Source organism: Pseudaeromonas sp. HNCC25DJ180, assembly GCF_055413345.1.
The window spans coordinates 1-18,939 of record NZ_JBVAYF010000015.1 but is presented as its reverse complement, the minus strand read 5'-3'; the positions used below and the strand labels follow the sequence as shown (position 1 = coordinate 18,939).

At 58.9% G+C, this 18,939-nt stretch carries 15 protein-coding genes, 1 tRNA gene and 1 rRNA gene; 9 read left to right on the top strand and 8 right to left on the bottom strand.

The features are described from left to right. Positions 1 to 412 precede the first annotated feature (412 nt). Positions 413 to 1,423, bottom strand: a complete 1,011-nt coding sequence (galR, locus tag ACZYTD_RS14040; protein ID WP_463892913.1) for an HTH-type transcriptional regulator GalR — start codon at positions 1,421 to 1,423, stop codon at positions 413 to 415. A 334-nt stretch (positions 1,424 to 1,757) separates the two neighbouring features. On the opposite strand from galR, the gene galE reads away from it, so the two are divergent. The 6 genes from galE to ACZYTD_RS14010 all read left to right on the top strand — a co-directional run bounded on the left by galE (position 1,758) and on the right by ACZYTD_RS14010 (position 9,258). Further along, positions 1,758 to 2,780 (top strand): UDP-glucose 4-epimerase GalE, encoded by a 1,023-nt coding sequence (gene galE, locus ACZYTD_RS14035; RefSeq protein ID WP_463892911.1) that lies wholly within the window; start codon positions 1,758 to 1,760, stop codon positions 2,778 to 2,780. Positions 2,781 to 2,829: 49 nt separating this feature from the next. Further along, a complete protein-coding gene (galT, locus tag ACZYTD_RS14030; RefSeq protein WP_463892909.1) occupies positions 2,830 to 3,870 on the top strand; it encodes a galactose-1-phosphate uridylyltransferase in 1,041 nt (346 codons plus the stop codon). A 16-nt stretch (positions 3,871 to 3,886) separates the two neighbouring features. Beyond that, the gene (galK, locus tag ACZYTD_RS14025) at positions 3,887 to 5,047 is read left to right on the top strand and encodes a galactokinase (RefSeq protein WP_463892907.1); all 1,161 of its coding nucleotides are present in this window, start codon (positions 3,887 to 3,889) and stop codon (positions 5,045 to 5,047) included. 7 nt (positions 5,048 to 5,054) lie between these two features. Further along, positions 5,055 to 6,113 (top strand): galactose-1-epimerase, encoded by a 1,059-nt coding sequence (gene galM, locus ACZYTD_RS14020; protein ID WP_463892905.1) that lies wholly within the window; start codon positions 5,055 to 5,057, stop codon positions 6,111 to 6,113. Positions 6,114 to 6,500: 387 nt separating this feature from the next. Then, on the top strand, positions 6,501 to 8,207 hold the full coding sequence (locus ACZYTD_RS14015) for an ABC transporter ATP-binding protein/permease (RefSeq protein WP_463892903.1): 1,707 nt from the start codon (positions 6,501 to 6,503) through the stop codon (positions 8,205 to 8,207). Positions 8,208 to 8,271: 64 nt separating this feature from the next. Beyond that, positions 8,272 to 9,258, top strand: coding sequence for a transglutaminase domain-containing protein (locus tag ACZYTD_RS14010; RefSeq protein ID WP_463892901.1), 987 nt, complete (start codon positions 8,272 to 8,274; stop codon positions 9,256 to 9,258). On the opposite strand, the gene ACZYTD_RS14005 is transcribed toward ACZYTD_RS14010, so the two are convergent. Next, on the bottom strand, positions 9,207 to 9,476 hold the full coding sequence (locus ACZYTD_RS14005) for a PilZ domain-containing protein (protein ID WP_463893089.1): 270 nt from the start codon (positions 9,474 to 9,476) through the stop codon (positions 9,207 to 9,209). The two genes, ACZYTD_RS14010 and ACZYTD_RS14005, sit on opposite strands and share 52 nt — an antisense overlap. Before the next feature lie 231 nt (positions 9,477 to 9,707). Between ACZYTD_RS14005 and thiB the strand changes: the two genes are divergently transcribed. The 3 genes from thiB (at position 9,708) to thiQ (ending at position 13,134) form a co-directional block, all read left to right on the top strand. Next, positions 9,708 to 10,700 (top strand): thiamine ABC transporter substrate binding subunit, encoded by a 993-nt coding sequence (gene thiB / locus ACZYTD_RS14000; RefSeq protein ID WP_463892899.1) that lies wholly within the window; start codon positions 9,708 to 9,710, stop codon positions 10,698 to 10,700. Between the two features lie 75 nt (positions 10,701 to 10,775). Further along, on the top strand, positions 10,776 to 12,422 hold the full coding sequence (gene thiP, locus ACZYTD_RS13995; protein ID WP_463892897.1) for a thiamine/thiamine pyrophosphate ABC transporter permease: 1,647 nt from the start codon (positions 10,776 to 10,778) through the stop codon (positions 12,420 to 12,422). Further along, on the top strand, positions 12,406 to 13,134 hold the full coding sequence (gene thiQ, locus ACZYTD_RS13990; RefSeq protein ID WP_463892895.1) for a thiamine ABC transporter ATP-binding protein: 729 nt from the start codon (positions 12,406 to 12,408) through the stop codon (positions 13,132 to 13,134). The genes thiP and thiQ overlap by 17 nt, the downstream gene beginning before the upstream one ends. Positions 13,135 to 13,145: 11 nt before the next feature. Here the strand turns inward: thiQ and ACZYTD_RS13985 are convergent, their stop codons facing one another. The 6 genes from ACZYTD_RS13985 to ACZYTD_RS13960 form a co-directional block, all read right to left on the bottom strand. Beyond that, the gene (locus ACZYTD_RS13985) at positions 13,146 to 14,528 is read right to left on the bottom strand and encodes a PhoH family protein (protein ID WP_463892894.1); all 1,383 of its coding nucleotides are present in this window, start codon (positions 14,526 to 14,528) and stop codon (positions 13,146 to 13,148) included. Between the two features lie 238 nt (positions 14,529 to 14,766). Continuing rightward, positions 14,767 to 15,438 carry a TSCPD domain-containing protein gene (locus tag ACZYTD_RS13980; RefSeq protein ID WP_463893087.1) on the bottom strand — a complete coding sequence of 224 codons (672 nt, stop codon included), beginning with the start codon at positions 15,436 to 15,438 and terminating at the stop codon, positions 14,767 to 14,769. Between the two features lie 64 nt (positions 15,439 to 15,502). Then, positions 15,503 to 17,647, bottom strand: a complete 2,145-nt coding sequence (locus ACZYTD_RS13975) for an adenosylcobalamin-dependent ribonucleoside-diphosphate reductase (RefSeq protein WP_463892893.1) — start codon at positions 17,645 to 17,647, stop codon at positions 15,503 to 15,505. Positions 17,648 to 17,976: 329 nt separating this feature from the next. Further along, on the bottom strand, positions 17,977 to 18,453 hold the full coding sequence (locus ACZYTD_RS13970; protein ID WP_463892891.1) for an early set domain-containing protein: 477 nt from the start codon (positions 18,451 to 18,453) through the stop codon (positions 17,977 to 17,979). Positions 18,454 to 18,676: 223 nt separating this feature from the next. Beyond that, a 5S ribosomal RNA gene (rrf, locus tag ACZYTD_RS13965) occupies positions 18,677 to 18,791 on the bottom strand. 16 nt (positions 18,792 to 18,807) lie between these two features. Further along, positions 18,808 to 18,883: transfer RNA gene (locus tag ACZYTD_RS13960), tRNA-Thr, on the bottom strand. Between the last annotated feature and the right edge of the window lie 56 nt (positions 18,884 to 18,939).

The window sequence follows — 18,939 nt, the reverse complement described above, 5'->3', positions numbered from 1 at the left end:
CCCAACCTCCCCAGGGAAAGGAGCAGGTGCAGTTCGAGCTCTTTTTTGTCGTTGGCGTGCCCAACCTCAATGCGGGTCGCTCGCCGTTTTCGTCAACATGATATAGGGACATTGGCATAGGGGCATACGGTCGCCCCGAGTACGGAGGGTGAGCAGGAGTCAACGGCAGCAAAGAGATGGGGCGTGAATGGCAGAGGTGTATCGAGCGCTCCGAAGCGGCGGTAAGTAGGCGGCACAGCGCCATGGAACGAAAGGCGCCGCAGCCCATGGCCCCAGAGCTTCTGCTGAACCTGATCAGGAGGGCGCGGTAGATCAGAAGGGCGGTGCGACCAACCCGGTAGCGGCCCGCCGCGCAGCAGTAGGTGTTGCGCGGCAAACCAAAACGGGGGCGATAACCTTTAACCGCGAGCCGTTAACTGCGGTGCGTTAGGTTACTCACCGAGTGCCGACGGACCAGAGTCGGACTGAACATGTTAGTGGTTTCCGGCAAAGGCGCCCCCTGGGAGAGGGCCACCGCCAGTTCGGCGGCCTGGGTCGCCATCGCCGCTACCGGATAACGCACCGTGGTCAAACGCGGACGCAGGTAACGGGCGATCAGCACATCATCAAAGCCCACCAGCGAGATATCCTGGGGCACCTCAATGCCGTTGTCACTCAGCACGGAGAGCGCCCCGGCGGCCATGGAGTCGTTGTAGCAGACCACGGCCGTCAGATTGCGCCCCCGGCCCAGCAGCTCAGTCATTGCCTCTTCTCCCCCCATCTCATTGGGCGCCCCGCGCGAGATGAGCCGCTCATCCACGGCAATACCGTGTTCCTTCAAGGCATCCAGATAGCCCTGCAAGCGATCCTCGGAGTCAGAGATCTGATGGTTAGAACAGAGGAAACCTATCTTCTGGTGCCCCTCCTGGATCAGATGCCGGGTGGCCAACCAGGCGCCGTGGTGATCGTCCAGGGCGATGCAGCGGGATTCGTAACCAGGCAGGATGCGATTGATGAGCACCATGCCAGGCACGTGGCTCATCAGCAGGGCCAGTTCGGCATCCGGCAACATCTTGGCATGCACCACCAGACCCGCACAGCGATGACGGATCAGCTGCTCTATGGCCTGCTTCTCCTGCTTGGCATCGTGGTAACCGTTACCGATCAGCAGGAAATTCCCCGTGGCCTGGGCCACCTGCTCCACCGCCTTGACCATGGTGCCGAAGAAGGGATCGGATACATCCGCAACCACCAACCCCAGGGTCTCCGCGCTCTGGTGCGCCAGGGCCCGGGCATTGGCATTGGGGTGGTAATTGAGTTCAGCCATCGCCTTGAGCACGGCGGCCCGCGATGCCTGGCTGGCCTTGGGGGAATCATTGATCACGCGAGACACGGTTGCGACCGAGACCCCGGACAACAGTGCAACATCCTTGATTGTAGCCATCTTATTTACCCGCTGGTTTACCGCTGATTACACAGACTTTAGGTCCGATTGTGTCGTGATATTACCGATGTTTTCTCTTTATTACACAGCCTTTTATCCAAAGCGGCCGCAGAGTCATGGGCAACACGTCACACAGTGAAAATAATTACACTCACCTTACCGAAGGCATGAGGCGAAAACCCGTCAAACAGGCAGATGCGTGATAAGGATCACACTATAAAGCAGAAAAACACTTCCAAACCGGACCATGGCGGGATTAAAGTTAGGGTAATCGATTACACTTAACGTAATCACTGGTTTTATCTCGATTAAGACCGCAAGCAGGGAGTGAAATATGCGCAAAATCCTCGTCACGGGTGGAACTGGTTACATAGGCAGTCACACCTGTTTACAGTTACTCGCCGCCGGCATGAATCCGGTACTGCTCGACAACTTCTGCAACAGCAAACCCAGCGTCATGGCCCGTATCGAACAGCTTAGCGGCCAGCGCCCCACTCTCTATCAGGGGGATATTCGCGACGCCGCCCTGCTGGATCGCATCTTCGCCGAGCAGCAGATCGATGCGGTGATCCACTTCGCCGGGCTCAAGGCGGTGGGCGAGTCCATGCAAAAACCACTGGAATATTATGAGAACAACGTCAGCGGCACCCTGGTGTTGCTGCAGGCCATGGCCCGCGCCGGCGTGAAAAACTTCATTTTCAGCTCCTCCGCCACCGTCTATGGCGACCCGCAGCAGGTCCCTATCACAGAAGCCTCACCCACCCTGCAAGCCACTAACCCCTATGGCCAGAGCAAGCTGATGGTCGAACTGATGGTCAAGGACTTTGCCCGCGCCGCACCGGATTGGTCCCTGACCCTGCTGCGCTACTTCAACCCGGTCGGGGCGCATCCCAGCGGCCTGATGGGGGAAGACCCCCAGGGCATACCCAACAACCTGATGCCCTTTATCGCCCAAGTGGCCGTGGGGCGGCGTGAACACCTGAGCGTGTTCGGAGGGGACTACCCCACAGCCGATGGCACAGGGGTGCGCGATTACATCCATGTGATGGATCTGGCCGATGGCCATGTGGCGGCCCTCCAGGCCAAGCAGGATCAACCTGGGGTACACATCTACAACCTGGGAACCGGTCTCGGCTACAGCGTGCTGCAGATGGTGGCCGCCTTCTCCCGCGCCTGTGGCCGAGATCTGCCCTATGTCATAGCCCCGCGCCGCGCCGGTGACATAGCCCAGTGCTGGGCCGACCCCGGCAAGGCTCGCGAGGAGCTAGGTTGGCAGGCCAGCCGCGGCCTGGATGAGATGACCGCCGACACCTGGCGCTGGCAATCCCAAAACCCGAACGGTTACCCGGACGCCTGAGCCCCATTGGCTAGAGCCCATTTGCGCAGTTTAGAACAAGGACACAACCATGTTATTTGAACCAACCGACCACCCCCATCGTCGCTTTAACCCACTCAAAGGGGAGTGGGTGCTGGTCTCCCCGCACCGGGCCAAGCGCCCCTGGCAGGGACAACAGGATGAACCGGATCGTACCGTGCGCCCACCGCACGACCCCGAGTGCTTCCTCTGCGCCGGCAATACCCGCGTCACAGGGGATGTGAACCCGGACTATAAGAACACCTTCGTCTTCACCAATGACTTTGCCGCCCTGATGGTGGATACCCCGGCCGCGCCGCACAGCGACGATCCGCTGTTTCAGCTGCAGAGTGCCCGCGGCACCAGTCGGGTCATCTGCTTCTCACCGGATCACAGCAAGACCCTGCCCGAGCTCTCGCTTCCGGCGCTGGGCGCGGTAGTCGATACCTGGTGTGAACAAACGGCGGAGCTGGGCCGCAGCTACCCCTGGATCCAGGTATTTGAAAACAAAGGCAGCATGATGGGTTGCTCCAATCCGCACCCCCATGGCCAAGTCTGGGCCAACAGCTTCCTGCCCAATGAAGCCGCCGCCGAGGAGCGCACCCAGGCCGCCTATTTCGCCGAACAGGGCCGCCCTCTGCTGCTGGACTATACCCGCCGGGAAGAGGCCGATGGCAGCCGTACCGTGGTGGAAACCGAATACTGGATCGCCGTGGTGCCCTACTGGGCGGCGTGGCCCTTCGAAACTCTGCTGCTGCCGAAGTTTGCGGTTCAGCAACTGCCCCAGCTCTCCGCGGCCCAACGCCAGGATCTGGCCATAGCCCTGAAGAAGCTGACCAGCCGTTACGACAACCTGTTCCAGTGCTCCTTCCCCTACTCCATGGGCTGGCACGGTGCCCCCTTCAATGGTGAAGAGGCCCCCCATTGGCAGTTGCACGCCCACTTCTATCCGCCCCTGCTGCGTTCAGCCAGTGTGCGCAAATTCATGGTCGGCTACGAAATGTTGGCCGAAACCCAGCGGGATCTGACCGCCGAGCAAGCCGCCGAGCGGTTGCGCGCCGTCAGTGACATCCATTTTCGTGAACAACTCTAAGAATGTTGAGGCCCCTATGAGCACTAATGCCCTGTTACAGACTACCCAGAGTCTCTTTAACCGCCTGTTTGGCTATCAGCCCAGCCTGGATATCCAGGCGCCGGGTCGGGTCAACCTGATTGGCGAACACACAGACTACAATGATGGCTTCGTGCTGCCTTGTGCCATCGACTACCAGACGGTGATCAGCGCCTCCCCACGCCAAGGCAGTGTGGTCCGCGTGGTCGCGGCCGACTACCAGGAGCAGCAGGATCGCTTCGACCTGAGTGTGCCCATCGAACCCCACCCCGAATACATGTGGGCCAACTATGTGCGCGGTGTGGTCAAGTGTCTGCTGGAGCGTGGTTATCACCTGGGCGGCGCCGATCTGGTGATCAGCGGCAACGTGCCACAGGGCGCGGGCCTGAGCTCCTCCGCCTCCTTGGAGGTAGCCGTGGGTCAGACTTTCAAGGCCCTCTACCATCTTGAGATCAGCCAAGCCGACATCGCCCTCAATGGCCAGCAGGCCGAGAACCACTTCGTTGGCTGTAACTGCGGCATCATGGATCAATTCATCTCGGCACTGGGTCAACCCGGCCATGCCCTGCTCATCGACTGCCGCACCCTGGAGACTCGCGCCGTGGCCATGCCCGCCGGTGTGGATGTGCTCATCGTCAACTCCAACGTCCGTCGCGGCCTGGTAGATAGCGAGTACAACACCCGCCGTCAGCAGTGTGAAGCGGCCGCCAACCACTTCGGCGTCAAAGCCCTGCGGGATCTGAACCTGGAGCAGTTCGAAGCTAGATCTCAGGAGCTGGATCCGGTGGTTGCTCAGCGCGCCCGCCATGTGATCACCGAAAACGCCCGCACCCTGGAGGCGGCTGACGTGCTGGCCCGTGGCGATCTGACCCGCATGGCCGAGCTGATGGCAGAATCCCATGCCTCCATGCGCGATGACTTCGCCATCACAGTGCCGCCCATCGATACCCTGGTAAACCTCATCAAGGAGCAGTTGGGCCCACACGGTGGGGTGCGCATGACGGGCGGTGGCTTCGGTGGCTGCATAGTGGCCCTGGTGCCAAGCGCCATGACAGCCCAGGTGTGTGAGGTGATAACCGCGCGCTATCCAGCCGAGACTGGACTGCAGCCGACCCTCTACATCTGCCAACCTTCGGCCGGTGCCGGCACCCTGCTCTGAGGTCAAGATGAACACAGAGACGCTAACGGTGGATGGCACTCCTGAGATCGATTGCTATGCGGATGAGCCTAGGCTCATCCGCCTGCAAAATCGCAACGGCATGCAACTGACTCTGATGGACTGGGGGGCGACTTGGCTCTCCTGTCTCGTCCCCCTCACCACAGGGGAGCAGCGGGAGGTGCTGCTGGGCTGTGCCAGTGCTGCACAATACTGCCAGCAGCAGGCCTATCTGGGGGCCACAGTGGGGCGCTATGCCAACCGCATAGCCAAAGGACACCTGCCCTACCCGGGCGGGGATCGCCAACTGAGCACCAACCAGGCAGGCAACACCCTGCACGGTGGGATCGAGGGCTTCGACAAACGCCGCTGGCAGATAGCCGAGCAGAGCTCGAGTCATGTGTGCTTCACCCTGCACTCGCCAGATGGCGATCAAGGCTTCCCCGGTGAGCTGACGCTCTGGGTCAGCTACCGTCTGGATGAGGAGAACCGGGTACGCATCGAGATGCAGGCCAAGAGTGATGCCCTCACGCCCGTCAATCTGACCAATCACGCCTACTTCAACCTGGATGGCGAGCCAGCTGATGGCGCAATCCGGGATGTACGCCAGCACAGCTTGCGGCTCAATTCCGCCCAGATGGTGCCCACCGATCAGTCAGGCATCCCCTTGGGACAACTGCACCCGGTGGCCGGCACTGGCTTTGACTTTCGCAAGAGCAAGCCGCTGGCCCAGGACTTTTTGCTGGATGCCCAGCAGCAACAGGCCAAGGGCTATGACCACAGCTATCGGCTGGATGCCAACGCCGATGAACTGGCGGCAGAGCTTGTCGCCAGCGATGGTCGTCTGCGCCTGCAACTGGCCACCAGCCTGCCCGGGTTACAGCTCTACACGGGTAACTATCTGGCGGGGACCCCGGATCGCTCGGGGGGCCACTACCCGGATTATGCCGGTGTGGCGCTGGAGCCTCAGTTCCTGCCCGACAGCCTCCACCATGCCTGGCCGCAGCCTAGCTGTTGGCTGGCACCGGGGCAGAGTTACCATCACTGGATCGACTATCGTTTTAGCTAATGACTGGGCTGCTCGCAGCCCTGCTTCATCGGTAGACCCCCTACCCAGCCCCGCCTCTTGTTACCAAACCGCTACCTGGTGCTATCAACGACCCACCTATCGCCCATGCGGCCACATCATGCGGCCACATAGAGCACACCTGCCTGTATCCGCTTGGAGCGGGAACAGTGGCAAGCGGCTACGTCTGGCACGGCTCGCTTTAATATGCCCCCATTGCCCCGCTCAAGCGCTTGAGCGCACATTAAGCTGCTGAATTGCGAATGGTTTGGCGACCATTCATTGCTTTGTCGCCCGAGGGTCGGTAACAATCGGGGCAGCGCGGCCTGAAGAATCAACCATGCAAGGTTGGCGAGCCGAAATCAGTGAGTTAATCAGGGAGTGTTGGTTATGAGTGCAAATCCACCGGTCAAACACCTGTGGCCCAATTTCTGGCGGCTGCTCAAGCCCTACTGGGTATCGAAAGAGGGGCGCAAAGGGTGGGTGCTACTGCTGTTGATCCTGATCCTGACCGGGGGGAGCGTCTATCTCGCCAAGAGCTTCAACAGTTGGTACAACGACTTCTATAACTCCATGCAAAACTACGATCTGCCCGGGTTCAAAAAATCTCTGCTGATCTTCTGTGGTCTAGCTTCGCTGCATGTGGTGGTCTCTGTGTACCTCTCCTACTTTCGCCAAATGCTCAGCATCAATTGGCGACGCTGGTTGACTAACCACATAATGGAAACCTGGCTAGATAAGGGCAACTACTACCGACTGCAACTCACTGATACCAAAACAGATAACCCGGATCAGCGGATCGCCGAGGATATCAGCCAGTTCGTCACCAATACCCTCAGCTTATCATTGGGCATACTGACCGACCTGGCCATGCTGGTCACCTTCGTGACTGTGCTATGGACTCTCTCCACACCACTGGATTTTGAGTTGCTGGGCCACGCCATCCACCTGCCCCAAGGCTATATGGTCTGGATGACCCTGGGTTACGCCATCATTGGTACGCTCTTCACCTTTGTCATTGGTCGCCCGCTGGTACAACTTAACTTCAACCAGCAGCGGTTTGAGGCCGATTTTCGTTTCTCGCTGATCCGTCTGCGGGAAAATGCCGAATCTATTGCCCTGTATAAGGGTGAAGAGGAGGAGGGCAAGCTGCTGGGGGGCCGCTTCACGCATGTGGTTGGCAACTACTTCCAACTGATGAGACGGCAAAAGAAACTGGGCTTCTTCACCTTTGGCTACAACCAGGCCGCCGTCATCTTCCCCTTTATCGTCGGGGCCCCCAGCTATTTTGCCAAGGTGATCCAGCTCGGTGGTTTGATCCAGATTTCGTCTGCCTTTGGTCGCGTACAGGACTCCCTCTCCACCCTGATCAACAACTTTATCGGCTTGGCCGAGTGGAAGGCAGTGGTGGATCGTCTCTCTACCTTCCAACAAGGGTTGGATCACACCGAAGGCCTACCCCATATCGAACCTGAGCGTAGCGGCGACGCCCTGCAACTGCGGGAGCTGGAGGTCAACCATCCACTCAATGGCGCCCTGATGCAGGCCGCCAACTGGCAATTGCAACCGGGTGAATCCCTGCTGATCCAGGGGCCCTCTGGCTGTGGTAAGTCCACCCTGTTACGCACCCTGGCCGGGCTCTGGCCATTCGCCACCGGCGGCGTGGCCTATCCGCTGGCCGGGGAGGTGCTCTTCTTGAGCCAGAAACCCTACCTGCCCCTGGGCACACTGCGTGAGGCCTTGTGCTATCCGCTGACCCCGCAACATGATGCTGAGCTGCTGCCCCTGCTGAAGGAGGTCGGCCTGGAGCCACTGGCGCCGCGCCTGGATGATAACGAGCTCTGGTCCCATATACTGAGTGTGGGCGAGCAGCAGCGCATCGCCTTTGCCCGCGCCCTCTTGGTCAAACCCAGCCTGCTCTTTATGGATGAGGCCAGCTCGGCATTGGATGAGAGCAGTGAAGCCAGGCTCTATACTCTACTTAAAGAGCGCCTGCCCCACACTATTATGGTCAGTGTCGGCCATCGCAGCACACTGCAGCCATTCCATAACCGCCTGCTGCGCTGGCAGCCGGAGGGTGAGTGGCAGTTTGCCTAAAGGGTTATCGCGACGGCCCGCGCCAACTTAGGCGCGGGCAGCGTGTATCTATTGAGGAGTCAAGATGAAGGCAACCAGGCGCTCGCTCTGCCATCGGCTCACCCTGGTTGGCCTGCTCTGCCTGAGTCTGAGCCCGCCGCTTCTGGCCAAGCAACTGAGCTTTCATCGGGAAGCTAACAGCCTGAGCTATCGCTGGCTCCCGCCCAAGCAGGTTGCCGATGGCGCCCCGCAGAGCCTGACCCTGACCCTCTCCGCCGAGAGCAATATCCGGTTTTTTAGCGCCTGGCGCCCCGAGGCGGTGAAGCGCACCCTCTACACGCGCATCCTGGCCGCCGCACGCCAAACCTGGCCCAAGGTGATCTTCGAACTGCACCAGCAGCCCGAATGGCGCCTGGATTATCGTCATGTGGAGCCCAGCCAACTGGCCGAGCTGGCGCAGTGGCTGCAAGAGGAGGAGAAAACAGAGTTCCAGACCCTGCTGCAGGAGAACTACCTGCAACAAGCCCAGGATCCGCTGGGCGTCTCCGGCATCAAGCCGGATCATACCCGCATCATAGCCGAGAGTGGTGCCGAGCTGGGCGATGCCGCCGAGGCGCTGCTGCAGGCTGCAGGAGGGGATGGGATTGAGCCGCGCCAGTTGCTCACCTACCTGCTGGCCTTTGTGCAATCCATTCCCTATGACAAGTTACAGAGTGATGATGGCAACCGCGGCACAGGCTACCTGCTACCCAGACAGGTATTGAGCGAGAATCGGGGTGACTGCGACAGCAAGGTGGCGCTGCTGGCGACCCTGCTGCAATACCTCAGACCCGAGATCAACCAGGCGCTGATCTTTATCCCCAACCATGCCCTGCTGGGCGTTGCCATCCCCGCCCAAGCCGGGGAAGAGAGCCTGAGCATTGGCGGCGAGAGCCTGCTGCTGGTGGAGCCCACAGGCCCAGCCGAACTGCCCCCCGGCCAACTGGGGCCGGAGAGCCAGCTCTACATTCACGCGGGCAGCTATGTGGCCGAATCGCTGGCTAGCGATACAAACTCCACCCCCAGCCGATAGGCCGCGCCATCTGGCTCGCTACGCAGCACCCTGGCCTGGGCCTGAAACGGCGGCAGGGCATTGCTGGCAGTAGCGAGGCTCACCAGCAGCAAGACCCCTTGATCCACGGGCTCACTCAGCTCTATAGCCATACCATTGGCACTCAGATCGCGACAGACACCAACCAATGGCTTGCCCGCCAACAACAGCGTGACAGGAGCATCGATCACCAGGCGCATAAAAGCGCGTCTTTCCTTACCCTTTTGCTCTAACACAGTGCCTCCTTAGATACACAACAGAGGTAGGAGCCCCCCCTCTGCACAGCAAGCCCGTAGCTGGCTGGTATTCATTGATAAAGGTCAATAGAATGGCCGTTTGCCGTCAGGGCTGGCCTCCATACGCTCATGATGTGTGTCGCCACTCGCTTGTCAGTGGCAAGCCCCCTAATCCTAGCCATCAGGAGTCCTCTTATGCGTCAGCTACTCTCCATCGCCCCCCTGTTACTCCTGTTGCTGCCGACCACCAGCGTCCAGGCCAAAGAGCAGTTGACCATTTACACCTACGACTCCTTCGCCTCGGACTGGGGTCCAGGCCCCAAGATCAAACAGGCCTTTGAAAAAGAGTGTGGCTGCCAGATCGAGTTTGTGCCACTCGAGGATGGTGTTGCCATTCTTAACCGGCTGAAATTAGAGGGGAAGCACACAAAAGCCGACCTGGTGATAGGGATGGATGAAGCCATGCTGGCCGAGGCCCGCAAGAGCCAGCTCTTTGCCGAACATGGTGTCGCTCTCGCGCCGCTGGCCCTACCGGGAGGCTGGCAAGACAAGACCTTCCTGCCCTTTGACTATGGCTACTTCGCCTTCGTCTATGATGGCAGCAAGCTGAAAAACCCGCCCAAGAGCCTCAATGAAATGGCCTCACGCCCGGAGCTGAAGATCATCTATGAAGATCCACGCACCAGCACCCCGGGCCAGGGCTTGCTGTTATGGGTCAAGCAGACCCAGGGGGATAACGCCGCCGCCTTGTGGCAACAGTTGAGTAAGCAGACAGTGACCGTCACCAAGGGGTGGAGCGAAGCCTATGGCATGTTCCTCAAGGGCGAAGCGGATCTGGTGCTCTCCTATACCAGTTCCCCGGCCTACCACCGTCTGGCCGAGCAGAAGCAGCAATACCATGCTGCCCTGTTCGACGAGGGACACTATCGCCAGGTGGAGGTGGCCGCCAGCCTACGCAGCAGCTCACATCCACAACTGGCCCAGCGTTTTATGCAGTTCATGCTCAGCGACAGCGTCCAGAGCCTGATCCCGACCGGCAACTGGATGTACCCGGTGACCAAGGTGGCCTTGCCTGACGGCTTCAACCAGAATGAACTGCCAGCCAAGAGCCTGCACTTTAGTGAACAGGAGATAGCCGCTGGGCGTAAGGGGTGGATCCAGGAGTGGCTGCAAGCCGCTAGCCACTAAGACCTCGCAGCACCTCAGGGCAGTGACCTGCGCATTGCCCCCTTATCTCTCTTCTTCAGCCGACAGGATACCCCCTTGCCGACCCCACGTTCGCATCAGGTTCAGCCCTCAGGCTATCCACGCCACGAAGCTAGATTCTGGTGGTTCAGTGGCGCCCTGGTGTTGGGGCTGCTCATGTTGTGCGGCCTGGCCCCCCTGTTGGCGCTACTGATCAAGGGGGGCAGCGAACCAGAGGTTATCTGGCAAGACCCCTACCTGCGCCATGTGATTGGCTTCAGTCTGCTGCAGGCCACGCTCTCTACCCTGTTGAGTCTGGGGCTGGCCCTGCCTGTGGCCCGGGCCCTGCATCGCCGCCGCTTCCCTGGTCGCGCCCTGCTGCTGCGGTTGTTTGGCATATCGCTGGTACTGCCCGTGATCATAGCCCTCTTCGGCCTGGTGGCTGTGCATGGTCAGCACGGCTGGCTGGCCCGCCTGCTGGCCAGTGTGGGGATCGAGAGCGGCCGTTATCTCTATGGCCTGGGCGGCATACTGCTGGCTCACCTCTTCTTCAACATGCCACTGGCCGCCCGCTGGCTGCTATTTGCCCTGGAGGGGATCCCGCGTGAAAACTGGCGCCTGGCCAGCCAACTAGGCATGGGCCAAGGCGCCCTCTGGCGCTACCTGGAGTGGCCCGCCCTGCGTGGGCAACTGGCCCCGCTGGCCAGCCTCATCTTCGTGCTCTGCTTCTCCAGCTTCACCACTGTCATGGCCTTGGGCGGCGGACCGGGTGCCACCACGCTGGAGGTCGCCGTCTACCAGGCCCTGCGTTTTGACTTCGCCTTGGGGACAGCGGCACAGTTGGCCTGCGCCCATCTGCTGCTCTGTGGTCTGGCCCTGGCACTGCATCACAAGCTGGCGCGCCCCACCCCCAGCCAGCAGAGTCAAGGCCAACCCTGCCTGCGACCCGACGGCCACAACTGGTCTGCCCGCTTGCAGGATGGCATCTGGCTCAGCCTGGCCGCTCTGCTGTTTCTGCCGCCACTGCTGGCCATCATCACAGCCGGCATGCAACCTAGCCTCTGGCTGGCCCTCACCTCCCCCCGATTGTGGCAGGCGCTCTGGACTTCGCTGCAAATTGGCGGCTCTGCCGCCCTGCTGGCCACCCTGCTCTCATTGGGGCTGCTGATGACCAGCCGCCACCTGCGCCTGCGCAGGCGAGCCCCTCATTGGGCCACCCTGCTGGAGTCCAGCGGTTCACTCATACTGCTGGTGCCTACCGCCGTACTGAGTACCGGCCTCTTCATCCTGCTGTTGCCCATCACGGATCTCTTCAGCCTGGGCTTTTGGCTGGTGATCTTGTTAAATGCCCTCTCCTGCCTGCCCTATACCCTACGCACCCTGCAACCCGTGATGCAGGAGGCCATAGTGCGCTATGAGCGGCTGGCCCTGAGTCTGGGGCTCACGGGGTGGGCCCGCTGGCGCTATCTGGAGTGGCCCCTGCTGCGCGCCGGTCTGGGACGCGCACTCGCCCTGGCCGCCGTCTTCTCGCTAGGGGATCTGGGGGCCGTGGCCATGTTTGGCAGCAGCCACTTGCAGACCCTGCCCTGGCTCTTGTATCAACAGCTGGGCAGCTATCAACTGGAGCAGGCCGGCGCCACCGCCCTGCTGTTACTAACTCTATGTCTCGGCCTGCTCTGGCTGGTCGAGCGCGGCGTAGGAGGCCAAGATGCCCGGAACCAATGAGCTAAAGTGTGATGACCTCACCCTCTGCCGGGGGCCAGATCGCTTTGCCTTTACCCTGAGCCTGCAACCTGGTGAGCTGCTGGTGGTGATAGGCCCCAGCGGCGCAGGCAAGAGCACCCTGCTGGATCTGCTGGCTGGCTTTGCGCTACCCGACTCAGGCTGCCTCACGCTGGCGGGAGCCGATCTCTTGGCCCTGCCCCCGGCGGAGCGCCCCTTCACCACCCTGTTTCAGAGCCACAACCTGTTTGAGCATCTCAGCGTGGCCCAGAATATCGGCCTGGGAGTGAACCCCAATCTCAAGTTGAGCCCAAGCCAACAGCAGGATGTGGTGCAAGCGGCCAGCCGCCTGGGGCTGGCCGGCCTGCTGGAGCGCCGCCCGCCCGAGCTTTCCGGCGGCCAGCAACAGAGAGTCGCCCTGGCCCGCTGTCTGGTGCGGGCCCGCCCCTTTTTACTGCTGGATGAACCCTTCTCGGCCCTGGATCCGGCCCTGCGACAGGAGATGCTGCAGGAGGTGCAGAGGCTGGCTCATGAGGAGGGGAAAGGGGTACTGCTCATCTCCCACCATCCGGAGGAGGCTCGCCAGGTAGCCGATCGCCTCGCGCTGCTGCAAGAGGGCACTATCCGCTATCTGGGAGCAGTCAGTGAGCTGGACAACCACGCCAATGACGACATGGCCCGCTACTTGGGGCGGGCCATGACGACAGAGCAGTAAAACCGGAGTGGCTAGAGGTTTTCTTCGGCAAACGAGGCCAGACGGCTGCGGATCACGCCATTGAGGTAGACGTTGGCACTGCCTTCGAAATCCTTGAAGCGTTCGACTATGTAGGTCAGCCCCGAGGTGACGGGGGTCAGGTAGGTGGAGTCAATCTGCGCCAAGTTACCGGAGCAGATGAGCTTGGTCCCCTCACCACAGCGGGTTATGATGGTCTTGAGCTGGGAAGCGGTGAGGTTCTGGCACTCATCCAGCAACACGAAGGTGTTTTGCAGACTGCGCCCACGCATGAAGTTGACCGATTTGAACTGAATGTTGGCCTTCTCCATTATGTAGGCCAGCGAGGTATCCTTGCTCACATCATGCTTATGCAGCACCTCCAGGGTATCAGTGACTGCCGCCAACCAAGGCAGCATCTTCTCCTCTTCGGTCCCAGGCAGGAAGCCGATACTCTCGGCTATCTCCGGGGTATTGCGGGTGACTATGATGCGCTCATAGATGCCCCGCTCCACCACCAGCTCCAGCGCCGCCGCCATGGCGAGCAGGGTCTTACCGCAACCGGCCGGCCCGGTCAGGATCACCAGGTCCAGGGTCGGATCCAGCAGGGCATCCAGCGCCATGGCCTGATAGATATTCTTCGGATGCACCCCCCAGGCATGCCGCCCCATCAGCCGCTCGCGACCCAGATCCTTGATCTGCAACCGTCCGCCCTCCTGAGCATGAACCCGAGCGGCAAAGCTGTCGGAACTATCCAGCAGATACTGGTTGATATGGGTATCCGGCAGCAGCTTCTCATCCACCCAGTGGAAGACATCCCGGCCACTGCTCAGGCTCTCGCACTCCCCCACCTGATCCCAGAACTGCCCCTTGAGCTGCTGGAACCCCTTGGCCAGCAGGCGGATATCATCGATCAGCTGATCGGTACGGTAATCTTCCACATGCTTAAGCCCGGCGCCCTTGGCCTTGAGCCGCATGTTGATATCTTTGGTCACCAGCACCACGGTACGTTCCGGGTGCTTCTTCTGCAGGTAGAGGGCGGCATTGATGATGCGGTTGTCGTTCTCCTTGTTGGTGAACACCTCCTCCCCTTCCGGCAGATGATGATCGGCAAAGATGGCCAACCGGCCACTGCAGTTTTCCCCGACCCGGTTGCCCAGGAAGATGCCTTCGGCTATCTGCTCTGGAGTTGCATCCCGGAACACATCCTCCATGGTGCGAATGGCAACGCGGGCCTCGCGGCTCACATCTTTTTGCCGATCCTTGATGTTGTCGAGCTCTTCAAGCACCGTCATGGGCACCATGACGTCATGTTCTTGGAAGGAGTAGATAGCGAGGGGTTCGTGCAGTAGCACATTGGTATCGAGGACAAACAACTTGCGCGCATCGCAGTCCATAGGCAGCCTCCTTGGATGGCTAGGTGATCCGGTTGATGACACTGACATGTCAGTTAGAGCACAGCCGGATGACAGGGCGATGACTTTAAGCTACGCCCCTAGCTGATCCACTGCAACAACTTGGCAACAGCTATCCCCAAGAGAAGGAAAAATATCTTACCCAACGCACAGTTAGCTATAAAAAACCGGAGCACAGGCTCCGGTTTTTTATGATCGGCTACTCAGGGTCAAGTTCGACTCAACCGCACTTGGAGTCACCGCAATTGAGGCAGGTCATGCAACCATCTTTCTGGATCACCGCCTTGGTGTGGCACTTGTAGCAGAGAGTCGCATTCGGCGGAAAGCTCCCCACCTCATCCTCACCCGGTACCTCAGCCGCCAGCTCAGCCTGCTTCTTGGCCAGAAACTCCTGCTGATGCTCATCCAGCCCGGCGCTCTTGAGCATGCCAATTTCCACCAGATGCTGCTCTATGACATTGCCAATCTCGGCGATCAGCGAAGGTACATACTTCCCCTTGTTCCAGTAGCCACCACGCGGATCGAACACCGAACGCAACTCCTCCACCAGGAAGGTGATATCCCCCCCTTTGCGGAACACGGCCGAGATGATGCGGGTCAGACCCACAATCCACTGATAGTGCTCCATGCTCTTGGAGTTGATGAAGATTTCGAACGGGCGGCGGATCTCATGCTCCGTCCCCTCATTCAGCACCATGTCGTTGATGGTGATGAAGAGTGAGTGCTCGGAGATATGCTCCGGTGTCTTCAGCTTGTAGGTGGTGCCCATCAAGCGCTCTGGTCGCTGCACGGTTTCATGCATCTGCACCACGCGGGCCGCCTCTTGCTGAGCCTGCTCTTCCTTACTCTTGACCTTGAAGCCCACTATCTTGCTTTGAATTTTCTTAACCATATCGGGTTCCACACTCTTGTGCTGACGCTCCGCCACAGGCGCGGCGCTGGAATTGGGCTTGACCTCAGAACTTGCCATAGTAGCCCTCTTTCAGGGCATCGTAGAGGTTGGCCGCTGAGTGGATCTCACCATCGTACTCCACCTCTTCATTGCCTTTGAGCTGGACCACTGAGCCATCCTCCAGGGCAAACTCATAGAGGGTATTCTCCAGATCCTGCTCCTTGACCAGCACCCCCTGGAAGGCTTCAGGATTGAAGCGGAACGTGGTGCACCCCTTGAGCCCCTGTTCATAAGCATACATGTAGATATGCTTGAACTCTTCGTAGGGGAAGTCAGTCGGCACGTTGGCGGTTTTCGAGATAGAGGAGTCAATCCAGCGCTGAGCCGCAGCCTGGATATCCACATGCTGGGTCGGCGCTATGTCATCGGCCGTGATGAAGTAATCCGGCAACCGAGTTTCATCGTCCTGACCATAGGGCATGGCCTTCTGGTTGATCAGAGCGCGGTAGGCCAGCAGCTCGAAGCTGTAGACATCCACACTCTCCTTGCTCTTCTTGCCCGGCTTGATGACGTTACGCACATAGTGATGCGCAAAGCTGGGCTCAATGCCGTTACTGGCATTATTCGCCAAGGAGAGCGATATGGTGCCCGTCGGCGCAATGGAGCTATGGTGCGTGAAACGACCGCCCTGCGCCGCCAATTCGGCCACCAGGTCGGGCTCAACCTCAGCCACCTGCTGCATATAGCGGCTGTACTTGGCATGCAGAATACGTCCTGGCAGTTTGTCACCCAGCTTGATGCCATCTTGCGCCATCTCCGGCCGCTTGCGCAGCATCTCGGCGGTGATCTCAAACTCCTGGCTCATGATAGGCGCGGGCCCCTTCTCCTTGGCCAACGCCAAAGACTCCTTCCAGCCGGTGATAGCCAGCTCCTGAGAGACCTGCTCGGTGAAGGCGACGGAAGAGGGAGAGCCATACTTGATGCCCAGCATGGTGAGTGTGGAGCCCAGCCCCAGGAAGCCCATCCCATGCCGCCGCTTGCTCTCTATCTCCTGACGCTGCTTCTCCAAGGGTAACTGGTTGATCTCCACCACGTTGTCCAGCATACGGGTAAAGATGCTCACCACCTTGCGGAAGGCACTCCAGTCAAAGTGGGCATGGGGGGTGAAGGGCTCACGAATAAATTTGGTGAGATTGATGGAGCCCAGCAGACAGGCACCATAAGGCGGCAGCGGTTGCTCACCACAGGGATTGGTGGCACGGATCTCCTCGCAGAACCAGTTGTTGTTCATCTGGTTCACCTTGTCGATGAGGATGAAACCTGGCTCGGCATAGTCATAGGTGGAGGTCATGATGACGTTCCACAGACGGCGTGCAGGCAAGCTCTTGTAGACACGGCAGGCAACCAACCCCTGCTCATTGACGACCACCCCCTCTTTGCTCGGCCAATCCGTCCACACCACATCACTGGCTGTCAGATCGGTTTTGTCGAGCTCGACCTCCTTCTTATTGAAGGGGAAGATCAGTTGCCACTCCTTGTCCTCCTTCACCGCCTCGATAAAGTCGCTGGTAATAAGCAAGGAGAGGTTGAATTGGCGCAACCGCCCCCCTTCACGCTTGGCCTGTACGAACTCCAGCACATCTGGATGACGGACATCCATGGTGCCCATCTGGGCGCCACGCCGCCCGCCAGCCGAGGAGACGGTGAAGCACATCTTGTCGTAGATATCCATGAAGGAGAGTGGGCCCGAGGTATAGGCGCCCGCTCCAGAGACAAAGGCACCCCGTGGCCGCAGAGTTGAAAAGTCATAGCCGATACCACATCCCGCCTTCAGGGTGAGGCCCGCCTCATGCACCTTATTGAGAATATCATCCATAGAATCGGCTATGGTGCCAGAGACGGTGCAGTTTATGGTGGAGGTCGCCGGCTTGTGTTCGAAGGCTCCGGCATTAGAGGTGATACGGCCAGCGGGGATGGCGCCGTTGCGCAGCGCCCACAAGAAGGGTTCGAACCAGGCTTGCGGATCCAGCTCCTGAGCTGCCAGCGCCTTGGCCACTCGACGATAAGTGTCATCTATCTCTTGATCGATAGGCTGACCATCTTTGCTCTTCAAGCGATATTTGCTATCCCAAATCTCTTTCGATGTCTCCTGCAAGGGGATAGTCAGAGTCATACCCTGGGCATCCTGCGCCATTTCAGTCTTAGCCATCGTCATTGCCTTCTCTTGCTAGTTGTTGATGTAAACCATGACAAACCTGCCAACTGTAGCAGGTGAAGCTCCCCCAAAATTGTGAACGCTGGGTCAAGAAGAAAAATCGCCCAAGAACACAACATCATGATGAACTTCTCAATAAACACACAACATGATGTGTTCACTATAGTCTGAGATAGGAAATTAGATGACAAAACAGGAAAGAAAACTAGCGCTTATTCAGGCAGGAACGATAAAAGATTCATTCATAAGGAATTTTAAATATCGCAGGGGAGTAGCCAACAAAAAGGCCCATCACATGGATGGGCCCTTTGACTAACTCAAGCTTACTTGCCAGCAGGCTTGATGTAGGTAACCGGCTTAGCACCACGAACGTCCAGGTAGAAGTCGTAGTCACCATCAACAGGCGGAGTGAACTTAACTTCTTCGAACTTGGAGTTCGGGTTCAGTTCAACTGGATCCTTTTCGAATACGCCAGGAGCGCTCAGGTAACCGAAGTTGGTACCCGGAGTCCAAGCAGAGTCAGCAAACTTGAACTTGTAGGGAGCCCAGTCTACCTTCAGCTTGTGAGCGGTAGCCTTGTAGACACCCTTCTCAACCATAACCAGCTTATACTCAGGCAGAGGAGCCCAAGGATTTTCTTCGGTGATTTCACCGCGCAGGTAGATTTCTTTACCGAATACATCAGCACCACCGGCAGCAGAACCACCAGCACCCGCAGCAGCGGTCTTACCATCGGAAGCACAGCCAGACATAACCAAGGCGCTGGCAGCAAACACCATCATCAACAGATTCTTAAACATAGACTTTCCTTCGTTCACTTGTTTATGGGTTTGAATTAATGGGGATTTTTACCAACCCCTCAGCCGTTATTAGACATGAATAGAAACCGAAAAAACCTGTTAGAGTTCACACTATCGCGTGTGGCGTCATGCCTGAGCACAATTGTGCGAGCTGCTTAGAGTTTTTCATGTCTGGAAAATGCGCAAAAGCAAAAACCCGCCATAGGCGGGTTTTTTAATGGGTGTTTGATAGTGTCCTACTCTCGCATGGCGAATGCCACACTACCATCGGCGCTACAACGTTTCACTTCTGTGTTCGGCATGGATACAGGTGGTTCCATTGCGCTATCGCCATCAAACAAAACTTTTTAAATCTGGTGCTGATACCCAGAGTCGAACTGGGGACCTCACCCTTACCAAGGGTGCGCTCTACCAACTGAGCCATATCAGCACGTATCTCGTGCTATATCCGGTCTGACCGTATATCTAATTTTGCTGCCTGCGAAA